Here is a 21703-nt window from a genome sequence, read left to right on the forward strand (position 1 = left end):
AAGGCCGTCATGGCTGTTGTGAGCATCTATGGGTAGGTTTGCACGATTGTCGGTCCCGATCATGAGCGCCGCGCTGGCCGCCGCGCTGCTCGCGAATGCGCGCGCGGCGGATTTGCAGGTCGAGGTGACCATAGAGGGCGTCGAGGAGCGCAGCCTCCGCCGCGCGCTGCGCGATGTCTCGGTGCTGGCCCGGGCGGAGGACGATGATTACGGCTCGCTCGCCCCGATCCGGCGCGCAGCCCAGAGCGACACGCAGGCCATGCGGCAGGCGCTCGTTTCGATGGGCTATTACGCGGCCACCGTCGATCCGGAGGTGCGGCGTTCCGATGCCGAGGTGAGCGTCACCTATACCGTTTCGCCCGGCCCGCTCTTCGAGATCAGCGAATACCGCATCGCCTATCAGGAAGACGCGGAGGGAGACCGGCCCCAGACCTTCGGCGCCGCCGGCCTGAAGGCGGACGGATCACCGACCGGCGAGCGCCTGCTCGCGCTCGAGACGGGGCTGCTGGCCAAGCTCTGGGAAGAGGGCTATCCGGGCGCGGAGAGCCTTGGCCGCCGGGTCGAGGCGAATTTCGAGACGGGCACCGCCACGGCCGTCTTCCCGATCTCGTCCGGCCCCCTCGCCACCTATGGCGACATCGTCGTGCGCGGGGTGGAGGCGACCGACGAAAGCTATGTGACCCGGCTGCGGACTTTCCAGCGCGGCGAGATCTATGCGCGCAGCGACATCGAGGAATACCGCGAAGCCCTGGCCGAGACGGGCCTGTTCGGCGAAGTCACGGTCGCCGCAGGCCCGCCGGGCGAGGACGGGGAGACGCCCATCCTCGTCACGCTGAGCGAGCGGGAGCCGCGCACCCTTGGCGCCGGCGTCTCCTACGGTACGGATGTCGGCCCCGGCGTCACTGCCTTCTGGGAGCATCGCAATCTCTTCGGCGGCGGCGAACTCCTGCTCCTGCGGGCGGCCGCGGCCGCGCCGCGCCAGGAGGCCGAAGCGGTCTTCGAGAAGCCCGTCCCCCGCCTGCCGGGCTCGTGGAAGCTTTCCGCCCTCTTCGAGAACGAGGATACGGACGCCTTCGAGGCGCAGTCCGGCACGCTGGGCGCCGCGATCAACAAATACTGGCTCGACCGCAACCTGCAGACGACCGCCGGCATCCGGTATCAATACGCCGACATCACGGATTCGGACGGGACGACGCAGACCTTCTCGTCGGCGTCCCTGCCGCTGGCGGCGATCTGGAACAATGAGAACGACCCGCTGAACCCGACGGACGGCTTCCGGGCGCGCTTCCTCGTCGAGCCCTTCTTCTTCGACACGCAGTTCAACCGCGTCGAATTCGGCGGCGCGACGCGCGTCACCTTCGGCGAGAATGACGGCACGATCATCGCCGTGCGCGGCCTTCTGGGGGCGACCTATGGCGCGGACCGCGCCGACATTCCCGCCACCGAGCGCTATTTCGCAGGCGGCGGCGGCTCGGTCCGGGGCTATGGCTATCAGGAAGCCGGGCCGATCAACATCATCGAGGCCGAGGACGGCACCGTCATCAATATCGAACCCGATGTGGACGGCACGCCGCGCCCCGTCATCCTGGACGAGGACGGCGACCCCGTCATTCCGGTCGGCCCGATCGGCGGCGCGTCCATCGCCGAGGGCAATCTCGAACTCCGCCAGCGCGTCAGCGAGAACATCCAGCTCGCCGCCTTCGTCGACACGGGCACGGTCTTCGACAGCCAGACGCCGAACTTCTCGGGCGACTTCTTCGTCGGAGCGGGGCTCGGCGTGCGCTACTTCACGCCGGTCGGCCCGATCCGCGTCGATATCGCCACGCCGCTAAACAGAAGGAAATTTGAAGTCCCCTTCCCGACAGAGGAAGATCCGGACAATATGGAGACGGTCTTCCAGGATGACATCATCGGCCTTTACATCGCTCTCGGTCAGCCCTTCTGATGGCTAGAGCGCTCAAGATTTCCGGAGCGGTCGTTCTCGGCCTGATCGTCCTCCTTCTTCTCCTCGTCTTCGTGCTGCCGCGGACCGAGCCGGGGCGCCAGCTTCTCGATACGGTGGCGCGGCCTCAGGTCGAGAAGGCCGTGCGCAATTCGCTCGGCTCGGACATCGACTATGCCCGCCTCGGCGGCACGCTCCCGGGCGAGCTGATCATCGACGATCTCGTCCTGTCCGAGGACGGCGAGGTCTGGTTCTCGGCCGACCGCATCCGCCTCGAGTGGTCGCCGCTCGCGCTTCTCAAGCGGAACATCGTGGTCGAGGAGCTGGCGGTCACGCGGGCCGAACTGCACGCCGCGCCGCCGCCCCGGCCCGAACAGCCCGAACAGGAGCCCCAGCCCCTCAACCTGCCTTCCCTGCGCGTCGAGCGGCTGGCGGTGACGCCGCTCATCATCGACGAGCAGGTGCTTGGCCAGCGCTACGAGATCAATGCCGAAGCCAGCGCCGAGACGCTCGGACAGGACATCGCCGCCGAGGCGCAGATCGCCACCACGACCAGAAGCGACACGGTGGCGCTCTCGGTCGATTACGATCCCGAGCGCCTGATCGCCGAGCTGGCGGTGAATGGCCGCGAGGACGGGCTGATCGCGACGCTGATCGGCGCGGGAGGTCCCGTCTCGGTCACGCTCGACGGCGAGGGACCGCTCTCCCAGTGGCGGGGCGAGCTTCTGGCCGATGCCGCCCGCTATGGCGCGGCGGACGCATCCCTGACCGGCGACCTCCGCTCGCTCCAGGCCGCTTCTCTCGAAGGGAGCCTGCGCCCCGGGCCCGGCCTCCCCCCGATCGTGCAGCAGGTCGCCGGCGAGGCGCTTCTCCTCGATGTCGCGACGCGGCAGGAAGATGGCGGCCTCCTGATCGCGCTGCAAGACGTCTCCGGCCGGTTCGGCGAGATCGAAGGCACGATCCGCCTCGCCTCGCTCTCCGCCGAACGGATCGCGGTCGATCTCGACGGACGCCTCGCAGAAGAGGTCGCGGGCGAGTTCGGCGCGGATCGCATAGCGGGGCCGCTGTCCCTGGATGCGCAGGCCGAGCAGCTGAGCCCCGGCTGGGCCTTTGCCGGTACGCTCGCGGCGCCGGACCTGCGACTGACCATCGAAGAGGGGCGGACGACGCCGGGAACGCTCTTCAGCGGCCTTGTCGCCGCGCAGGCTGCCGGCCTCAGGGTCGAGAACCCGAGGCTCGACCCGCTCCTAGAACAGGGCCTCCGCGCCAATGCCCGCATCGCTTATGGCGATGACGGCACGGTCGCCGTTTCCGGCCTCGACGCGCGCCTGGGCAGGCAGGATGGCGGAGAGCTGCGGGCGCAGGGCGCCGCGCGCTATGCCACCGAAAGCTCCCGCTTCACCGCGGATCTCGACGTGACCGCCGGGGCGAACGCCTTGCAGACCCTGCTCGGCCAGGGCGCATTCAACGGCCCCCTCGCGGCGAGCATCGACGCCTCCGGCACGCCGTCCGACGCACGCGCCCGGATCGAGGCGCGAATTCCCTCCGGCGAACTCGACGGACAGGCCTTCGGGGCGGGGCGTCTGACGGCCGATCTGAGCGGCTTGCCCACAGCCCCTGCCGGGACGGCGCGGCTCGTCTCCGAGGACGGCGCCTATACCGGCACTCTCGCGCTGCGGAAAACGCAGGATGCGATCCTCGTCGACAGCCTGACCTTCGAGGGCGGCGACCTTTCATTGGAGGGCGATGGCCGCTTCGCGCCCGAAACCGGCGCGGCCTCTGCGCGGCTCGCGCTCGATGCGGGCGAGGAGACGACGCTCATCACCGGCCAGACCATTGGTGGCTCGGCCGTGCTGCGCCTCGACCTCGCCGCCCAGCAGGAGGCGCTCGAACTCGCGCTGGAGGCGACGGGGCTCCGCTTCGACGCGATCGAGATCGCTCAGGCGGACATCGTTGCGCAAGGGCCGCTGTCGAACCTGGCCTATGAGGTCACGCTCGACGATGCGGCGCTGCCGGTCGCCTATCTCGCCAATCTCGCAGCGGCAGGCCGCGCCGATCTCGCCAGCGAAGAGCGGCGCATCGTGCTCGAGCGCTTCCGGACGGCGCTCGATGAGGATGTCGAGGAAAACACGATATCCCTTCTCTCTCCGGCGACGATCACGCTCGGCGAGGAGATTGCCGTCTCCGAGACGCGGCTCGACTGGGTGGATGACGCCCTCCTCACGCTCGAAGGCCGCTATGCGCCGGATCTCTGGGTCGCATCCGTTTCGGGCCGGGGCCTGTCCCTGCCCTCGATCGACGCCAGCGCCGACATCACGCTGGCCGTCGACACCCGGGAGCCGACGCCCGCGCGCCTCAACATGACGGCGACGGCGCTGGCCGATGACGACGAGACCTACGAGCTTTCGGTCGACGGAACCTGGTCGGGCGAAAGAGTGCTGGCCGACGCGCTGCTCGGCCGCCAGTCGGGGGACCGCGTGGCGACGGCGGAGGTGAGCTTCCCGCTGATCCTGACGCGCGGCGAGACCCTCGGCGTCGAGGTGCCGGAGGAAGGCCTCGATGGCCGCATCGTCTACAATGACGCGATCGCGCCGCTCTATGCCTTCCTGCCGCTCGAGACCGAATACGTCCAGGGCCAGCTTGCCGCCCAGGTCGACCTTTCGGGCGCGATCACCGCTCCGGCCGCCGAAGGCAGCATCCGGCTCGCCGATGGCCGCTTCGAGGAAGAGACGGTGGGGCTGACGCTCCAGGACCTGAACGGCCAGGCCGATCTCAGCTATACCGGAGAGGCGACGCGGCTGACCCTCGACCTGCAAGGCGCGGGTGCGGATGGCCGGAACGGCGCCGTGTCCCTGACCGGCGACGTGCGCCTGGGCGCGGAGGCGTCGTCGGTCGATGCGCGGCTCGTCCTCGATCAGGCGCAGCTCGTCGACAGCCCGCAGCTCGAACTGGAAGTCAGCTCCGACCTGACCCTTCAGGGGCCGTTGGCGGAACTCGCTTTGGCGGGCGACGTGAACATCTCGGAACTCGACGCGCAGATTCCGGATTTCGGCGGCGAAGCCCAGCGCGAATACGTCCCGGTCAATGTCGTGCGCGTGGACGGCCCCGAGGTGGACCGTACCGGCGAAGTGGCACAGGCCGAGCCGCCGCTGGAGATCGCGCTCGACATCGATATCCGCGCCAACAACCAGCTCTTCGTGCGCGGACGCGGCCTGACATCGGAATGGCAGACGGATCTTTCGATCACCGGGACCAGCGTGAACCCGGTGATCAGCGGCGAGGTCAGCCTGCTCGACGGCAGCTTCGCGTTCGCGGGACGGGATTTCGACCTGACCCGGGGCGAGATCTCCTTCCAGCGCGGCGAGGCGATCAATCCCTTCATCGACATCGAAGCCTCCTACGAGGCAGGCAGCGGCGCGGACGCCGTGACCGCCATCATCGGCGTCGAGGGACCGGCGAACGATCCGGAGATCGTCCTCTCCTCGAACCCGCCGCGTCCCGACGAGGACATCATGGCGCTGATCCTCTTCGGCAAGCAGCCGACCGAGCTGACGGCGCTCGAAAGCCTACAGATCGCGAATGCGGTCGCGCAGCTGACCGGGACCGGCCCCTTTGGCGGCGGGGGCGGCGGCATCGGCAATACGGTGCGCTCTTCCCTCGGCCTCGATGCCCTCTCCTTCGGCGTCGACTCGGACACCGGCGAAGGGGTCCTGGCGGTCGGCAAGTACATCTCGGACGATGTCTATGTCGCCGCCCGCCAATCCGCCGGCGATGCGGGCACGGAGGTCAGCGTGACCTATGAGGTCACGGACGACTTCACGCTCGAAAGCCGCCTGAAGCCAAATGGCGCCCAGGACGTCTCGGCGAATTACAAGCGGGATTACTGAGGAATAGCGCCCTCGCGCATACGCGTTCTTCACGAGTTTGCGGCAGCACGGAAGGCCGAGCGGCTCTGCGCGCCATCCGCGCCCGCAAAGCGACGGCCTGGACGGCGGAGGGGGCTGAACGATGAGCGGCATCGCCGGCATCTTCGATCTTGACGGAAAACGGGAGCCCGATCGCGCCGCACTCGGGCGCATGAGGAACGCCCTCTCTCACCGCGGCGCGGCGCGGGGCGATCTTCACATCGAGCCCGGTCTGGCCTTCGCGACCCGTTCGGGCCGGCGCGATGCCGCCGACGCTCCGCTCGCAAGAAGCGCCGGCGGCCGGAGCATGGTGGCCGTCGATGGCCGCCTCGCCAATTCACCCGCCCTCGAAGGGCAGCTCGCCCTTCAGGGCCGCCTGCCGGAGCGCTCGTCGGATGCGACGATCCTCTCCGAGATCGTCGATCTGCGCGGCGCCGATGCGCTGCCGGAGCTGTCCGGCCCCTTCGCCTTCGCGGCCTGGAACCCGCGGGAGGGCACGCTGCTGCTCGCCCGCGACCGCTTCGGCGAGCGGCCGCTCTACTGGCACGTCACGCGGGACGGGCTCCTGCTCTTCGCCTCCGAACCGCGCGCCCTGCTCGCCAGCGGCCTCGTGCACACGCTTCCCAGCGAGGACGCGGTGGCGGACTATCTGTTCTATGGGTTCGTTCCCGAGCCGCACACGATCTATCGCGGCATTGCCTGCCTGCCCGCGGGCCACACGCTTCTCCTGCGCCGCCGCAGGCCCGTGCCGGCGCCGCGCCGCTGGTGGACACCGCCTGCCCCGCCAGGGCCCGGCGATGCCGCCGAAGAAGCGCGAGCGGAGATCGCGCCGCTCCTTCAGGCCGCGGTCGAGGCGCATCGCCGCGGCGAGCGGGCCTGCGGCGCCATGCCGGCGGAGACCCTGCCCGATCGCGCCGTGGCCGCGGCGCTCGGCCAGCATCCCGATCCTGACACCCCGCCGGCGCGCACCGCCGAGCACGATCCCGAGGCCCTGGCCGAAAAAGCGATGGGCCTTTTCGGAGAGCCCTTCGCGGATCTGTCGCTCCTGCGCCGCCTCGATGATTTCGAAGCGCTGGGCCGGCGCGCCGGAACCGTTCTTTGGGGGGCGGGCGGCGCCGAGGTTCTGGGCGGCCATGCCCGCTATGCCCTCTTCGAGGAAGATGCGCGCCTTCGCGCGCCGCTTCCCGCGGCAGTTCGGGCCCGCGGCTTCGGAGCGTTGGCGGCGGCCTGTCCGGGTCCGGCCATCGCGCCCGGCCTGGCCGAAGCGCGCAGCCGCCTGACCCGGCTCGCGCGGGAGGAAGCCGAGGCCTATGCCGCGGCCCTGGCGGTCGTGCCGCCCGGGCAATGGCGCTCGCTCCTCGCCGCCCCGCTCCGCTCTTCCGACCCGGCACGGCATGTCCGGGCGCGTCTGGAGCCGGTGCGTGCGCAACCGGCCTTCGCGCGGGTCCGGGCGGTCGACCTCATGCTGCTCGTACCCGGACGGATGGGTTTCGGCGCTGACCGCCTGAGCGCCTCCGCAGGGCTCGACCTCGCATCTCCCTTCCTCGACCCGGCCTTTTCGGACTGGGCGCTGCGCCTGCCGCGCGTGCCGGGCGAGAAACCGGCAAGCGGCTATTCCGCACTGGAGCACGCCTTCGCAGGCGAGCTTCCCGCAGCGCCGCCCGCCGCTCCCGTCATCCTGCCGCGCAAGGCGCTGGCCGGAGCGGTGAGAGGGCGCGGCGCCTGGCGCGACAGCGGCTATCTCGACATCGACGCCGTGGAGAAGCTCGCCGCCCGGCATGAGCGGGGACGGATTGATGCGGCCCCCGCCCTCTGGTCGGTCCTGATGCTCGACGCCTTTCTGGCCGGGTTCAGCTCCTGAATGCGGAGATGAGGACCAGCGCCCAGCCGATCAGCATGACCGTTCCGCCCACCGGCGTCACCGCGCCGAGGACCCGCGGCGCACCGAGCGCCATGGCGTAGAGCGTGGCAGCGAACAGCGCGGCGCCTGCGGCAAGGCACCAGCCGCCGGCCCCGCCAAGCCCTTCGCGTCCCGACAGGGCGATGGCCAGCGCCGCCACGGCGTGGAGCAGCAGGTAGAAGGAGGCGGTCTCCCACCACCCTGCGGCCTTCGCGTCGAGCCGCCCCTCGAGGCCATGCGCGCCGAACGCTCCGAGCGCGACGCCGAGAAAGCCGCACGAGGCGGCGAAAGCTGTCAGAAGCGGCATGACGGTCTCCTCGCCTGAAAGCGGCTCCTAGCCGGTCCGGGCCGAGGGGTCACGGGCGGCCATGTGTGGCGCCCTTGCATCGGCCCGGCACTCCTCGCCTTCACCGCCTCTTCACGCTTGAGTGACAACCATCCTCGGCTTACGCACAGCGCGCGGCACGGTTGGGGCAGGACCGAAATCCTACTTTCTTGCTGCCGCACCGGGACGAAGCCGTCCAACGAAGGCGGCTGGCAGGACGATTGGGAGGTATCCGGTGACCAGAACTCTATTCATGGCCTCGACGGCCCTCTTCGGGCTATCCGCGCTCGGCACTGCGGCAGCGCAGGTCGACGAGATCATCGTGACGGCGACCAAGCGGGAGCAGACGCTGCAGGAAGTGCCTGTCGCGGTCTCGGTCGTTCAGGAAGAAACCATCGAGAACGCGCAGATCAACGAGTTGTTCGACCTGCAGACCGTCGTTCCGTCCCTGCGCATCAACCAGAACCAGTCCTCGGGCAATACGACCTTCACCATTCGCGGCTTCGGCAACGGCGCGAACAATGTCGGGATCGAGCCCTCCGTCGGTGTCTTCATCGACGGCGTCTACCGCTCGCGCTCCGCTTCGGCGATCTCGGACCTGGCCGAGATCGAACGCATCGAGGTGCTGCGCGGGCCGCAATCGACGCTGTTCGGCAAGAATGCCTCGGCCGGCGTCATCTCGATCACCACGCAGGAGCCGCAATTCACGCCGGGCGGCAAGGTCGAGCTGACCTATGGCAATTACGACCAGCGCCTCCTCAAGGGCTATGTCACCGGCCCCGTCTCAGACACGCTCGCGCTGAGCCTCGAAGGTTCGGTGAACAAGCGCGACGGCTATGCGGAGAACCTGACGACCGGCAGCGACATCAATGAGCGCGACCGCTGGTCGATCCGCGGCCAGGCCCTGTTCGAGCCGACCGATGCCCTCTCCTTCCGTCTGATCGCGGACTATGACGAGCTCGAAGAGCTGTGCTGCTATGCCGGCCTTCTCGTCGAAGGCCCGACGGGCGACGCGATTCGGGCGGTCGGCGGCCAGCTCGGCGGCGACTTCTACGACTACGAAGCGAATTACAATTTCGATCCGGAAAACGACATCCTGAACCGGGGCGTCAGCCTTCAGGCGGACTGGGATCTCGGCTTCGGCGAGCTGACCTCGATCACCGCCTATCGCGATAAGCGCGGGCAGGAAAACTACGACGCGGACTTCTCGACCAGCGATAATCTCGACCTGCTCGCGCAGGTGAACAACACCGACACCTTCACCCAGGAGCTCCGCATCTCCGGTGCGACGGACAGGGTGGGCTGGCTCGCCGGGCTGTTCTACTTCAACGAGGATGTCCGGGCGGACAGCTACCTGTCCTATGGCACCGACCAGCGAGCCTATGCCAACATCCTGGCGGGCGGCGGCTTCATCGAAGCCGAGCAGGCGCTGATCGGCTTCGGCGTCGTTCCCCCCGGAACGCAGTTCCAGTCCACCGAAGAATACTACACGAACTTCTTCGATCAGGAGGACGAGTCGATCTCGCTCTTCGGGCAGGTCGATTTCGACGTGACCGATCGCCTGACGGCGACCGTCGGCCTCAACTATACGAGCGACGAGAAGAACGTTGTCGAAGAGTCTCAGTACACGCTCGAGTTCAGCTCGCTGAACCTCGTGCAGATCGGCAACAGCGCGATCTTCCAGCAGGCCTTCGCCCAAGCCTTCCAGGAGAATACGGGCCTCGCCCCGACGCCGGACAACATCGCCCTCATCACGCAGCTCAACCCGGCCGCGCTGGGCCAGATCCAGGCCGGCGCCCAGGCCTTCGCCGACGCCAATGACGTGAACCCGGACGTCAACCCGTTCCTCGCCCTCGCGCCGCTGCAGTTCCTGCCGCCCTTCGTCGACTTCCCCAACGCCGTCGAAAGCGGCCAGACCAAGGACGACGAGCTGACCTACACGCTGCGGCTCGCCTATGACGTGACCGACCGCGTCAACGTCTATGGCTCCTATGCCACGGGCTTCAAGCCGTCCTCGTGGAACCTGACGCGGGACAGCCGGCCCTTCCCGGCGGATCTCGGGGCCCTCGCCGCTGCGGACCTCCTGCCGAACCAGACACAGGTCGCGCTCGGCACCTATCAGGGCACGCGCTATGCGGGCCCCGAGGAATCCTCCGTCTTCGAGATCGGCGTGAAGAGCAGCTTCGACTGGGGCGCGCTCAACGTCACCCTGTTCGACCAGACGATCGACGGCTTCCAGTCCAACCTGTTCCAGGGCACGGGATTCGTCCTCGCCAATGCCGGCGAGCAATCCGTCCGCGGCGCCGAAGTCGAGCTGAACATTCAGCCTGCCGACTTCATCTCCTTCGACTTCGCCGGCACCTTCCTCGACCCCGAATATGACGAGTTCGTCGGCGCCCCGGGCCCCAACGGGCCGGTCGACCTGTCCGGCACGACGCCTGCTGGCATCTCCGAGGTGAACACCACGACCGCCCTCACCCTGTTCAAGCCGTTCTCGTTCGGCGAGGGCTTCGCACGGATCAACTACGTCTACGAATCCGAGGTGAACACGGCGGACAACATTCCCGACTTCGTGCCCGGCCGCGAGGTCAATCTGGTGAACGCCTCGCTGGGCCTGAACATGGACAACGGCTTCGAGGCCCTGCTGTGGAGCCGGAACCTGTTCAACGACGAGTTCGTGCAGGTGGCCTTCCCCGCGACGGCGCAGACGGGCACCTATCTGGGGTATCCGAACCCGCCGCGCACCTATGGCATCACGCTGCGCAAGGCATTCTGAGGACGGAGGGCCTTGGCGCCCTCCTCTTTCACTCAAATGAAAAAGCCGCGGCCCCGGCCGCGGCTTTTTTCGTTCCCGGCGCCCGCCCTGCGGGCGTCCGGTCAGTGTTCCCAGTCCGTCTTCAGCCTCGGCGCGGTGATCAGGAACAGGACGGCCGCGACGATATAGAAGCCGGTGCCTGCCAGAAGCGCGTAGCGCAGGGACTCGTCACCGAATTCCGCATTCAGCACGTCGGAGATGAGGCCGGTCGCGGGCTGGCCGATGCCGATGCCGACAAGATTGTTGATGAAGAGGAACACGGCCGAGGCCGTCGCCCGCATATGCGGCGGCACGAGGTGCTGGAACGCCGAGACGACGGGACCCAGCCAGACGAGGCCGAGCGCGGTGGGAACGAGGAAGACGAGGAAGGACAGGCCGAGCGAATTGGTCAGCAGCCCGGCGACCAGGAAGGGCACTGTCAGCAGGAAGGCGATGGCGGGCACGACGGCATAGGCGGATTTGCGCGCCGCGCCGTAGCGGTCCGCCAGGACCCCGCCGAGCCAGATGCCTGCCACACCGCCGATCAGCAGGATCGCGCCGTAGAAATAGCCCGCATAGAGGATCGGGCTCGGGTTCGCGGGAATGAGCGCATCCGGCAGGAACGCCATGAAATCGGCCAGCTCGCCGCCATAGCTGCGCACGAAGAAGGACGGCACCCACAAAAACAGCCCATAGCCCATCATCGAGGAGAAGGCGGCGCCGAAACTGAGGCCCCAGAAGCTCGGCTTGCGCACGAGAGTCGCGACGACCTCTTTCACCGCGGCCCACATTCCCTGCTCGGCCGGCGGCCGGGGCGGGTCGTAGCGCCCCCGGACGGGCTCGCGCACCGTCAGGCGGAAGATCGGCGCGACGAGGATGCCTGCGGCGCCGATGATGAAGAAGGCTTCGCGCCAGCCGATGACGCTGGCGAGGACGCCGCCGAGCACGATGCCGAGCGCGCTGCCGACCGGAATGCCGAAGGAATAGACCGCAAGCGCCCGCGCCCGCTCGTTCTGGGGGAAATAATCCGAGATCAGCGAATAGGCGGGCGCGACGCCGCCCGCCTCTCCCACGCCGACGCCGAGGCGGGCGAAGAAGAGCTGGGTGAAGTTCTGCGCCAGGCCGCAGACGGCCGTCATGCCCGACCAGACGGTCAGTGCGCCGGTCATGATCCATGCCCTGTTCTTGCGGTCCGCCAGCATGGCGATCGGGATGCCCAGGAAAGTGTAGAACAGCGCGAAGGCGAGCCCGCTCATCAGGCCGATCTGCGTGTCGGAGAGGCCGAGCTCTTCCTTGATCGGAACGGCGAGGATGCCGATGATCTGCCGGTCGATGAAGTTGAAGGTGTAAACGACGACCAGGATGAACAGGACATAGGCCCTGTATCCGGCGCTGGGAGCGGGAGGCAGGTGCGCGGCGGCTGCGGGTGCGGTCGACATCGGGCTTATGGCGTTTCCGTCTCTGCGAGGAAGTCTTCGATTTCTTTGGCGACACGCGCCGGTGATTCTTCCTGCGCAGCGTGGCCGACGCCGCTCAGCATGACCAGCCGGACGTCGGGAATGATTTTCGCCATGCGCTCGCCCTGCCGGGGCGGGATCAGGCGGTCGGAGCGGCCCCACAGAACGAGCACCGGCATTTCGAGGCGCCGCAGGTCGGGATCGGGATCGGGGAGCGTGAACTCCTCGAGCGAATGGATGAAGGCTTCGCCATTGCCCTCGCGCCGCATCATGTCGCGCATCAGGGCCATGCGGGCGGCGGGCACGGCGGAGGGGTCGGCATAGATGCCGGCGGCGACGGCGCGCAGGCCCGCCTCGGGCGCGGTGCGCAGGAAGATGGCCGTCGCGGGCGGGATCGGCGCGGGCTTTTCCGTGACGCCGTTGATCGAATAGGCGCCGGGGCTGATCAGCACGAGCGCCGAGACCCGCTCGGGATTGTCGCTGGCGAAGCGCCATGCGGCGAGGCCGCCCAGCGAGTTGCCGACCAGCGTCGCGCGCGCGATGCCGAGCCCGTCCATCACCGCGCCGGTGAAGGCGGCCCGCTCGGCCGGTGAATAGCGCCGCTGCGGATCCGGCCCCGTCAGGCCGTGCCCGAGCAGGTCGAAGCGGATGACCCGGTACTCCTCCGAGAGCCGCTCGGCGACGCTGTCCCATGTCTCGAGGCTGGAAGTGAAGCCGTGCATCATCAGGAGGACGGGCGCGCGCCGCGGTCCTTCCTCGCGCACCCTGACGCGGACGCCGCCGACGGTGACGAAGCGGTCTTCTTCCGTCATGTAAGCCTCCTCGAGGGGGCTGAGCGCAGCTTCCGCTTCGCCCCCGCCCCGCCGGTTCCAGAGCGCGGCGAAGACCGCGACGAGCAGCGCGGCGCAGACGACGCCGAGCAGGATTTCCTTCATGTCGGATTCCTCCGCAGGCGGCGCCGCGCGGACTTCCGCGCGGCGCCCACCAGATCAGAAGCGCAGCGTGACGGTCGCGAAGACCTGGCGCGGCGGGCCGTAGAAGGCGGTGGCGATGCCTTCGAGCCCGAGCGTCGGCGTGATCGGCTGCACGAAGCTGCCGTCATTGTTCTGCGCAAGGAAGTTATAGCCGGAGACCCGGTATTCCTTGTCGAAGAGGTTCTTGCCGTGAAGGCCGACCTGGAAGTCGCCTTCGTCGTTCTGCCAGACGAGGCTGGCATCGAAGAGGACATAGGCGGCCTCGTCGATCAGCTCGTTGGGCACCTCGAACTGGTTCACGCCGTCCTTGACCGAGGTGACGGTGAGGAAGCTCAGCTCGCCCGCGCCATAGGGACGGGAATAATTGGTCTGGAGCGAGCCGGACCATTTGGGCGTGTTCTGCACGACGCGGTCATCGGCCACGTTCACGTCGTTGACGATGAACTCCTTGTAGTCGCCGTCGATATAGCCGACGCTGTAGGCGACGTTGAGGCGGTCGTCCGCACCCGTCAGGTCCTCGGACACCACCGCATTGCCTTCGAGTTCGACGCCGAAGAACTCGACTTCTCCGGCATTGGTCGTCACCCCGACAAAGGTCGGAAGCCCCGTGACCGGGTCGAATCCGCCGGCCGACCCTGGGATCTGGACATTGGTGTAGTCCGCGAAGAAGACCGCGAGATTGTTCGTCAGCCGCCCATCGAGCGTCCGCGACTTCCAGCCAGCTTCGTATGAGGTCACTTCCTCGGGCTCGAAGAGCAGGAATTCGAAGATGTCCTCGTCGTCGACATCGCCGTCAGCGTCGAAGTCGATGGCCGAGCTCGTCTGGCCGCGCGGGTCGAAGCCGCCGCCCTTGAACCCTTCCGCATAGGACACATAGAGGTCGTGATCGGGATTCACCGAATAGCCCAGCGAGACGCGCGGCGAGAAGTCGGTGAAGGTCTCCTCGCCCTCGCCGGTCGGCGTGGGGAAGAGCGAGGTGGTCGCGATCAGCGTGGGGTTGTCGCCGCCGAGTTCGGGGATGCGCCCGCCGATGAAGGTGCGGCGCAGGACCTCCGCATCGCGAGTATCCTCGGTGTAGCGGCCGCCGAGGGACAGCTCGAAGCCCGTCAGGCCCATCATGCGCTCGAGGTCGAAGCTGAAATCGCCGAAGACGGCCCAGCTCTCGGTGTCGACATCGCCCGTCGTGTTCGCGTTCAGGCCGGGAAGGCCCGCGAAATCGCCCGTCGTGCCGAGGACGACGTCGAACGTGTTGAAGGCGTTCGCGTCGATGTAATAGACGCCGGCGACGCCGGAGACCTCCTCGCCCTCATAGGTGAACTGGATCTCCTGGGTGAACTGCTCGTTCTCGTAGATCGACGGCACGTCGACATCGATCGCCGGCAGGGCGTCGAAATCGATCTGCGTCTCGGTGTCGTCCTCGCGCCATGCGGTGATGCTCTTGACGCTGAGCGTATCCGTGAGTTGCAGCTCTCCGGACAGGGCGATGCCGAAGGCTTCGGTCTCGTTCGGGCCTTCGATGCCGCCGCGCGTGTCGAAGACGTCGTCGAGCACCGGCGCGCCGGAAAGGAGGCCCGGGATTCGGCGATGGCCGCCGCGGGCATTCGAGGTGTCCTTGAGCCAGTCCGCCATCAGCCGCGCGAAGAAGACCTCGTTGGGCTCGAACTCGACCGTGCCGCGGGCGGAGAGGATCTCCTTGTTGTAGTTTTCCTCGCCGGTCGTCAGGTTCTCGCCGAACCCGTCGCGGTTGAAGCTGCCGAAGGCGCCGCCCACGCGCAGCGTGTCCCCAAGGGGCAGAGAGCCCTTGGCCACCAGATCGGCCTGGTTGTAGGTGCCGTAGGAGCCGCGCAGCTCGGCCGTCGGCTCGTCCGACAGGCGCCGCGTGACGTATTTCACCGCGCCGCCGATCGTGTTCCGGCCGTAAAGCGTGCCCTGCGGTCCGCGCAGAACCTCGATCCGCTCCACGTCGTAGAGGTCGAGCACGGCGCCTTGGGGCCGGGCGAGATAGACATCGTCGATATAGATGCCGACGCCCGGCTCGAAGCCGGCGACGGGGTCCTGCTGGCCGACGCCGCGGATGAAGGCGGTCAGCGTCGTGTTCGTGCCGCGGCTGACTTCCAGCGTCGTGTTCGGAACGGTCTGGGCGACATAGGTGATGTCGGGCGTGCCGAGTTCCTCGAGCGCCTCGCCGTCGAGCGCGGTGACCGCGACGGGAACGTCCTGAAGGCTCTCCCCGCGGCGCCGCGCGGTGACGACGATCTCGTCATCCGAGGCGAAGCGTTCGTCGAGCGACTGCTCTTCGGCATCCTGGGCGAGCGCGCCCGAAGCGGCGGCCAGAGCTGCGAGCGCGGCGCCCATGGCCAAGGCGGCTTTCGAGCCAAGTCCTTGAGTCTTCTGCATGCTGGTTCTCCCTACACTGGGCTCTGACGGCCCGATCTTGTGCAAGGCTACCATGCTGCAAGTCCTGCTCACACGACCGCTTCGCGCAGGCAGGAGTGAACAATTTCGCTCATGAGACGCCCGCCCCCTCACCCGCAGCCTCGCTGCGCTGGGTCTTGGGGGTGATGCCGTTCCAGCTCTTGAAGGCGCGGTTGAAGGCTCTGACATCCGAAAATCCGAGGCGGGACGAGATCTCGGGAAGCGGCAATTCCGTCGCCAGGAGAACCCGCGCCCGCCGGTCGAGCGCGTTCCGCCGCAGGATGCGGAAATTCGAGGCCTCGGCCGCGAGCCTGCGCCGCAGCGTGGCGGGGCTGAGGCCGAGACGGGCGCAGATCGCGGCCTGATCCGTGACGCCCTCATGGAGAAGAGCCTCGACGGCCCCGGTGATGCGCTCGCCGCCCTCGGCCGGTCCGCCCGCCGCGCGATCGAGAAGCGCGCAGAGTTCTTCCGTCACGGCCTGGCGCGCCATGCGCTCTGCCGGCGGATAGGCCGAGCAGCGCGTGGCGGCCTCGAGCGGATAGGACAGGGCATAGCGCTCCGCCCCCGTCTCGACCGGCACGCCGACGATATCGCTGAGGGGAAGCAGGGGGGAATGCTTTCGCCGCACCGCGATGCGCAGGAGGCCCTGCCCCGCGGGCGGCGAAATCCGGCAGAACAGGACATGCACGAAGAGGAGCGCGCATTCCATCAGGAAGGCGACATATTCCTCGTTGCGCAGCGTGTAGGGGAAGCCGCGGTCGTCGATCGCGAAGACGGCCGCGCCGCCTTCGCGGGCGACGGCATTGTAGTCGCCGCCGTGAAGAAGGTTGTAGGCGGCGGCCACGCGCCGCATCGCCTCCTCGAGCGTCCCGCGCGCGGGAAGCTGCGACAGGACGAGCGCCGTCGAGCCGGGGAGGAGGTGGCGCGCGGAAAGGTGGCAGGTCTCGTCGCGGAGCTGCTCGGCGACGCGCTCCCGGATGCGCAGATAATGCGAGACCCGGACCTCCGCCTCCGCTGCATCATCGAGGAGGTCGGGGCTCAGCCCCTCGGCGCGCAGGATCGCGCCGAGATCGAGATCGCCGGCGACGGGCCGGATCAGGCGCCGCAGGAGAGTCAGCGGCATGGTCACCGGGCCGCAAGGGGACCTGCCGCTCGAGGATATCGCCGCGCTTTCCACGCGGCAGAGCCTAGCAGCTTCGCCGCGCTAACGGAAACGTGTTGCCCCTAGACGACCTCGCTCCAGGGCATGGAGAGGCGGGTCGCCGAATTGATGATCCCGACCATGGAATAGGTCTGCGGGAAATTGCCCCAGAGCTCGCCGGTCTCGGTGTCCATGTCCTCGGACAGGAGGCCGAGCCGGGTCCGGCGCGAGAGGACATGCTCGAAGAGCTCGCGCGCCTCGTCCCTGCGGCCGACGGAGATCAGCGCGTCGATGTGCCAGAAGGTGCAGGCGGTGAAGGCGGTCTGCGGCTTGCCGAAATCGTCGGCCGCCTTGTAGCGGTAGACGGCATGTCCCTCCCGCAGCTCCGCATCCACGGCATCGACCGTGCTGCGGAAGCGGGCCTTCTCCTGCTCGGAGCGGGGATAGCCGACCTCGCACATCAGAAGGACGCTGGCGTCGAGATAGTCGCCGCCGAAATCGCCGGTATAGGCGCCGCGCGCCTCGCTCCAGGCGCCTTTCTCGATGGTCTCGCGAATGATGTCCGCGCGCTCGTTCCAGTAGATCCTGCGATCCTCGTGGCCGAGATGATGGGCGACATTCGCCAGGCGGTCGCAGGCCGCCCAGCACATCAGGACGGAACTCGTATGGACCGCCGCACGCGTGCGGTACTCCCAGATGCCGGCATCCGGCTGGTCGTGCATCTTGAAGGCCCGCTCGCCGATCTTCTCCATCAGGCGGAAATCCGCCTCGCCCGCCGGGCTGCGCAGGCGCTCGTCGAAGAAGGCCTGCGCCGCGCCGAGGATCACCTGTCCGTAGACGTCGTGCTGGACATGCTCGGAGGCCTGGTTGCCGCGCCGCACGGGCTTGTTGCCGCGATAGCCCGGCAGGCGCTCGACGATGTGCTCCTCGAGGTCCTTTTCAAGCCCGACGCCGAGCACGGGCTGGATATGCCCGCCATCGGTCAGCGCCGCGACATTGCGCAGCCAGCGCAGGTAATATTCGAGCGTCGAGACCGAGGAGAGGCGGTTGAGCGCCGTCACCGTGAAATAGGCGTCCCGGATCCAGCAGAAGCGGTAGTCCCAGTTCCGGGAAGACCCCGCATGCTCGGGCACCGAAGACGTGAGCGCCGCCACGATGCCGCCGGTCTCCTCGAAGACGCAGAGCTTGAGCGTGATCGCGGCGCGGATGACCGCCTGCTGGTACTCGAAGGGCACGGCGAGTCGGCGGGACCATTCCTGCCAGTAGTCGATGGTGCGCTCTTCCCAGTCGCGGGTGACCACGTCGACGGCATCGGAGAGGGACTCGTCGGGGCCGAAGATCATGTTGATCGGGCGGTCGAGCGTGAACTGCGTCTCGCTCATCACATAGGAGATCGGCGCGTCGGTCGTGACCCGGAAGCGGCTGCCGTCCTCTGAGCGGTAGCGGATATGGTTGGTGCCCCGGCTGACGCCGAGATCGCCGCCGGCCCAGCCATCCTTGGGGCACAGGTGCAGCTTGATCCTCGGCGTGCCGCCGCGCGGGACGATGCGGCGGACGAAGGAGGCGGGGCGGAAGGTCCGGCCGCGCGCGGAGAAGCGGGGGCAGAAGTCGTAGATATCGACCATGCAGCCCTCGCCCGCGCAGAGCGTGGTCTTCAGGACCGCGGTGTTGCGCAGATAGATCTGCTCGGAATGCGTATGACCGACGAGCTCGACCGAAAAGGTGCCCTCGCCGCCGAGCAGGGCATCGAAGACGGGCTCCCCGTCGAAACGGGGCAGGCACAGGAACTGGTAGGCGCCGTGCTCGTCGATCAGACCCGCGATCGACCCGTTTCCGACAATCCCCAGTTCAAGCGAATTCATGCAGCGCCTTCCTCATCCAGTTCCAGACCTCGTCGGGCCCGTCGAGCCGATAGCGTGCCGAGGTCTCTCCGTCACCGACTTTCACGGCATCCCCGCCGAGCCGCTGGACCACGGCGAAGCCGTCCTCATCGGTCGTGTCGTCGCCGAGGAAGAGCGGCGTGCGCCCGGCAAAGGGCGCCTCCTTCATGAGCCGCTCGATGACGACGCCCTTGTCCACGCCCTCGGGCTTGAGTTCGATGACCCGTTTGCCGTGCTGGAGCTTGTAGCCTTCATTGGCGTCGGCGATCCCGCTCAGGCTCGCCAGCAGCGGCTCCTGGCAGTCCGGGTTCTGGCGATAGTGGATGGCGAGGACGGCGGCCTTCTCCTCGACTACCACGCCGGGAAAGGCGGCGACCGCCTCGCGCACTGCTTCGGTCAGGGCCTCGGGCGCGGACGGAACGGTGGCGGGCTCGGCCTCGCCGGGGGACAGGACGATGCCGCCATGATTGCCCGCGCGCCACAGCATCACCGGCACGCGCGCGGTGACGTCGCGGGCGTCGCGGCCGGAGACCAGCGCCACCGCGCCGCCGAGCCGCTCGGACAAATCCGTTAGGGTCGCCGCGCCGCCCTCCGGCAGGTTCACCGCATCCGGGTCGTCCTGGAGCGGCGCGAGCGTGCCATCGAAATCGAGAAAAAGCGCAGTCTTCGCCGTCAGCAGCGCCGGCGGCGCCTCCTGAGTTTCCCTCATGCCAGAAATTCCTACCGTCCCATCGCGATCACGCTGCCGCCGGGCTCCCGCCCCGGCCGCGCATTCGGATCCAGATCTCCCAAGAAGGCGTCGCGCCACCAGACGATATCCTGCGCCCGCACCACCTTCATCATCGCTTCCCAACGCCTGCGGCGTTCGGCCAGCGGCATTTTCAGGCCGGTGCGCATCCCGTCCGCCATCCCGGACATGTCGTGCGGGTTCACGAGCAGCGCGCCGCCCGAGAGCTGCTCGGCCGAGCCTGCGAACTGGCTCAGCAGGAGGACGCCCGGATCCTCCGGATCCTGCGCGGCGACGAATTCCTTGGCAACGAGGTTCATCCCGTCATGGAGCGGCGTGACGAGCGCCAGGCTGGCGATGCGATAGAGGCCGGCGAGATAGTCGCGCGGATAGGACCGCGCGAGATAGCGGATCGGGATCCAGTCCAGATCGCCGTAATCGCCGTTGATGCGGCCGGCGAGCTGGTCGAGATCCTCGCGCAGGTCCTGATATTCCTCGACCTTGGTGCGGGAGGGCGGCGCGATCTGGGTATAGGAAATCTTGCCGTGCAGCTCGGGATAATGGTCGAGAAGCCGACCCATCGCCTCGAAGCGCTGCGGGATGCCTTTGGAATAGTCCATCCGGTCGACGCCGAGGATCAAGGAGCGCCCGCCGAGGAACGGCCTGATGCGGGAAATCGCCTGCTGGGCCGGTTCGCCCTCCGCCGCCTTGACGAAGGCGTCCGCATCGATCCCGATCGGATAGGACTTCACGGTGATGGTGCGGCCCAAGACCTCGAAGCGGCAGTCGCCGAGCGCCTTCGCGTCCATCTCCTCGAGAATGTATTTCTCGAAGTTGCGCCGGTCATTCGTCGTCTGGAAGCCGACAACGTCATAGGCGGCGAGCCCTCTGGCGAGCTGCGCATGGTCGGGGAGCGACTTGAAGATCTCCGGCGGCGGGAAGGGGATATGCAGGAAATAGCCGATCCGGCCCTGCCATCCGAGATCGCGCAGATCGCGCCCCAGAAGGAAGAAGTGGTAGTCGTGGACCCAGACGAGGTCGCCGGGCTGAAGGCGCGGGCGGACGAGCCGCGCGAAGCGGCGGTTCACCTCGGCATAGACCTCGTATTCGACCTCGTCGAAATTGGCGAGATCGACCCGGTAGTGCAGCACGGGCCACAAAGCGCGGTTGGCATAGCCGAGATAGAAGCCTTCGTGTTCGGCCTCGGTCAGGTCGGTGACGGCGAATTCGACGCCGTCCTCCTCGAACACTTCGACGCCGCGCGGCGCGGTCTTCACCACGTCGCCGGACCAGCCGAACCAGGTGCCTTTCGTTTCGACAAGCGCCTGCCAGAGCGCGACGGCGAGGCCGCCTGCCTTCGACCCCCCGGCCGCGGTGCGGTTGGAGACGCCGATGAGTCTAGCCATGGGTTTTCGGCTTCATTGTTGCTCTTAGCTGCGAACACCCCCGAAGACGGGAGGTTCGGACGAAATGCGGCTCGAATATGGTCACGTCCCAGCCTTGTGCCGCCTGGAAAGCTGCCTGACTACCCCCCGGAACAGTCGCGTCTCCGCTTCGGTCAGCTTGGCATGGGTGAGCATGGTGCGAAGATTGCGCTCGAGCGTCGGACGCTTGGCTTCGGGATAGAAATAGCCCGCTTCGTCGAGCGCCTCGAAGAGATGGACGATCATGCCTTCGACGGCCTCCCGCGGCGCGGGCGTCTCGTCATAGGGGCTGTCGAAGCGCTGCCCCGAGGCTACGGCGCGCGACCATTCGTAAGCGACCAGAAGCACGGCCTGTGCGAGGTTGAGCGAGGAGAAACCGGGGTTCACCGGCACGGTCAGGATCGCGTCGGCATAAGAGAGGTCGTCCGTGGAGAGGCCGGACTTCTCGCCGCCGAACAGAACCGCCGTGCGATGGCCGTTCTGCGCGTGCCCCTGCAGCACGGCGGCCGCCTCGGGCGGCTCGTGCACCGGCACGAACAGCCCGCGATGCCGCGCGGTGGTCGCCAGCACATGGGTGCAGTCGGCGACGGCGTCCGCCACGCTTGGAAAGACGCGCGCCTTGTCGATGACCTCGGAGGCGCCCGCCGCCATGGCGCCCGCGCGCGGATTGGGCCAGCCGTCGCGCGGCTCGACGAGGCGCAGCCCCGTCAGGCCGAAATTCAGCATGGCGCGGGCGGCGGCGCCGATATTTTCTCCCATCTGCGGCCGGACGAGGATGATGAGCGGTGTGATCATGGCCCGCCTCTAGCGGCGTTGCGC

13 protein-coding genes are annotated in these 21703 nt (G+C 68.0%); 4 read left to right on the forward strand and 9 right to left on the reverse strand.

Annotated elements, in window-relative coordinates; all coding sequences use genetic code 11:
- The first annotated feature begins 61 nt into the window (after positions 1–61).
- The 3 genes from IE88_RS0112430 (at position 62) to IE88_RS0112440 (ending at position 7708) form a co-directional block, all read left to right on the forward strand.
- Positions 62–1945, forward strand: a complete 1884-nt coding sequence (locus IE88_RS0112430) for an autotransporter assembly complex protein TamA (protein ID WP_031554953.1) — start codon at positions 62–64, stop codon at positions 1943–1945.
- Positions 1945–5829, forward strand: coding sequence for a translocation/assembly module TamB domain-containing protein (locus IE88_RS0112435; protein WP_031554955.1), 3885 nt, complete (start codon positions 1945–1947; stop codon positions 5827–5829). The genes IE88_RS0112430 and IE88_RS0112435 overlap by 1 nt, the downstream gene beginning before the upstream one ends.
- 121 nt (positions 5830–5950) lie before the next feature.
- Positions 5951–7708 carry an asparagine synthetase B family protein gene (locus IE88_RS0112440; protein WP_031554957.1) on the forward strand — a complete coding sequence of 586 codons (1758 nt, stop codon included), beginning with the start codon at positions 5951–5953 and terminating at the stop codon, positions 7706–7708.
- On the opposite strand, the gene IE88_RS0112445 is transcribed toward IE88_RS0112440, so the two are convergent.
- Positions 7698–8054 (reverse strand): DUF423 domain-containing protein, encoded by a 357-nt coding sequence (locus IE88_RS0112445; RefSeq protein ID WP_031554958.1) that lies wholly within the window; start codon positions 8052–8054, stop codon positions 7698–7700. The two genes, IE88_RS0112440 and IE88_RS0112445, sit on opposite strands and share 11 nt — an antisense overlap.
- A gap of 253 nt (positions 8055–8307) precedes the next feature.
- Between IE88_RS0112445 and IE88_RS0112450 the strand changes: the two genes are divergently transcribed.
- Entirely contained in the window at positions 8308–10848 is a 2541-nt protein-coding gene (locus tag IE88_RS0112450; protein WP_202900503.1) for a TonB-dependent receptor, read from the forward strand.
- A 101-nt stretch (positions 10849–10949) separates the two neighbouring features.
- Here the strand turns inward: IE88_RS0112450 and IE88_RS0112455 are convergent, their stop codons facing one another.
- From IE88_RS0112455 to IE88_RS0112495, 8 genes are all read right to left on the reverse strand, one after another.
- Entirely contained in the window at positions 10950–12305 is a 1356-nt protein-coding gene (locus IE88_RS0112455; RefSeq protein WP_031554961.1) for a spinster family MFS transporter, read from the reverse strand.
- 5 nt (positions 12306–12310) lie between these two features.
- Complete coding sequence (locus tag IE88_RS0112460) at positions 12311–13258, reverse strand: alpha/beta fold hydrolase (RefSeq protein WP_036767213.1); 948 nt, start codon at positions 13256–13258, stop codon at positions 12311–12313.
- A gap of 54 nt (positions 13259–13312) precedes the next feature.
- Entirely contained in the window at positions 13313–15694 is a 2382-nt protein-coding gene (locus IE88_RS0112465) for a TonB-dependent receptor (protein WP_031554973.1), read from the reverse strand.
- 109 nt (positions 15695–15803) lie between these two features.
- On the reverse strand, positions 15804–16835 hold the full coding sequence (locus tag IE88_RS0112470; RefSeq protein ID WP_031554975.1) for a helix-turn-helix domain-containing protein: 1032 nt from the start codon (positions 16833–16835) through the stop codon (positions 15804–15806).
- Between the two features lie 101 nt (positions 16836–16936).
- A complete protein-coding gene (locus tag IE88_RS0112480) occupies positions 16937–18715 on the reverse strand; it encodes a glycoside hydrolase family 15 protein (RefSeq protein WP_031554977.1) in 1779 nt (592 codons plus the stop codon).
- Entirely contained in the window at positions 18702–19442 is a 741-nt protein-coding gene (otsB, locus tag IE88_RS0112485; RefSeq protein ID WP_031554978.1) for a trehalose-phosphatase, read from the reverse strand. Before otsB ends, IE88_RS0112480 begins: the two co-directional genes overlap by 14 nt.
- Positions 19443–19453: 11 nt before the next feature.
- A complete protein-coding gene (locus IE88_RS0112490; RefSeq protein WP_051882128.1) occupies positions 19454–20866 on the reverse strand; it encodes an alpha,alpha-trehalose-phosphate synthase (UDP-forming) in 1413 nt (470 codons plus the stop codon).
- A gap of 81 nt (positions 20867–20947) precedes the next feature.
- The gene (locus IE88_RS0112495; RefSeq protein WP_031554982.1) at positions 20948–21679 is read right to left on the reverse strand and encodes an RNA methyltransferase; all 732 of its coding nucleotides are present in this window, start codon (positions 21677–21679) and stop codon (positions 20948–20950) included.
- Positions 21680–21703: the final 24 nt, after the last annotated feature.

Origin of the sequence: Parvularcula oceani, assembly GCF_000733125.1 — a bacterium.
GTDB classification, from domain to species: domain Bacteria; phylum Pseudomonadota; class Alphaproteobacteria; order Caulobacterales; family Parvularculaceae; genus Parvularcula; species Parvularcula oceani.

What these genes read in the sequence shown, in the direction of transcription:
- IE88_RS0112440 (WP_031554957.1), top strand. Translation starts at nt 5,951, where the DNA reads ATGAGCGGCATCGCCGGCATCTTCGATCTTGACGGAAAACGGGAGCCC.
- IE88_RS0112490 (WP_051882128.1), bottom strand. Translation starts at nt 20,866, where the DNA reads ATGGCTAGACTCATCGGCGTCTCCAACCGCACCGCGGCCGGGGGGTCG.
- IE88_RS0112460 (WP_036767213.1), bottom strand. Translation starts at nt 13,258, where the DNA reads ATGAAGGAAATCCTGCTCGGCGTCGTCTGCGCCGCGCTGCTCGTCGCG.
- IE88_RS0112455 (WP_031554961.1), bottom strand. Translation starts at nt 12,305, where the DNA reads ATGTCGACCGCACCCGCAGCCGCCGCGCACCTGCCTCCCGCTCCCAGC.
- IE88_RS0112435 (WP_031554955.1), top strand. Translation starts at nt 1,945, where the DNA reads ATGGCTAGAGCGCTCAAGATTTCCGGAGCGGTCGTTCTCGGCCTGATC.
- IE88_RS0112495 (WP_031554982.1), bottom strand. Translation starts at nt 21,679, where the DNA reads ATGATCACACCGCTCATCATCCTCGTCCGGCCGCAGATGGGAGAAAAT.
- IE88_RS0112445 (WP_031554958.1), bottom strand. Translation starts at nt 8,054, where the DNA reads ATGCCGCTTCTGACAGCTTTCGCCGCCTCGTGCGGCTTTCTCGGCGTC.
- otsB (WP_031554978.1), bottom strand. Translation starts at nt 19,442, where the DNA reads ATGAGGGAAACTCAGGAGGCGCCGCCGGCGCTGCTGACGGCGAAGACT.
- IE88_RS0112430 (WP_031554953.1), top strand. Translation starts at nt 62, where the DNA reads ATGAGCGCCGCGCTGGCCGCCGCGCTGCTCGCGAATGCGCGCGCGGCG.
- IE88_RS0112470 (WP_031554975.1), bottom strand. Translation starts at nt 16,835, where the DNA reads ATGCCGCTGACTCTCCTGCGGCGCCTGATCCGGCCCGTCGCCGGCGAT.
- IE88_RS0112480 (WP_031554977.1), bottom strand. Translation starts at nt 18,715, where the DNA reads ATGAATTCGCTTGAACTGGGGATTGTCGGAAACGGGTCGATCGCGGGT.
- IE88_RS0112465 (WP_031554973.1), bottom strand. Translation starts at nt 15,694, where the DNA reads ATGCAGAAGACTCAAGGACTTGGCTCGAAAGCCGCCTTGGCCATGGGC.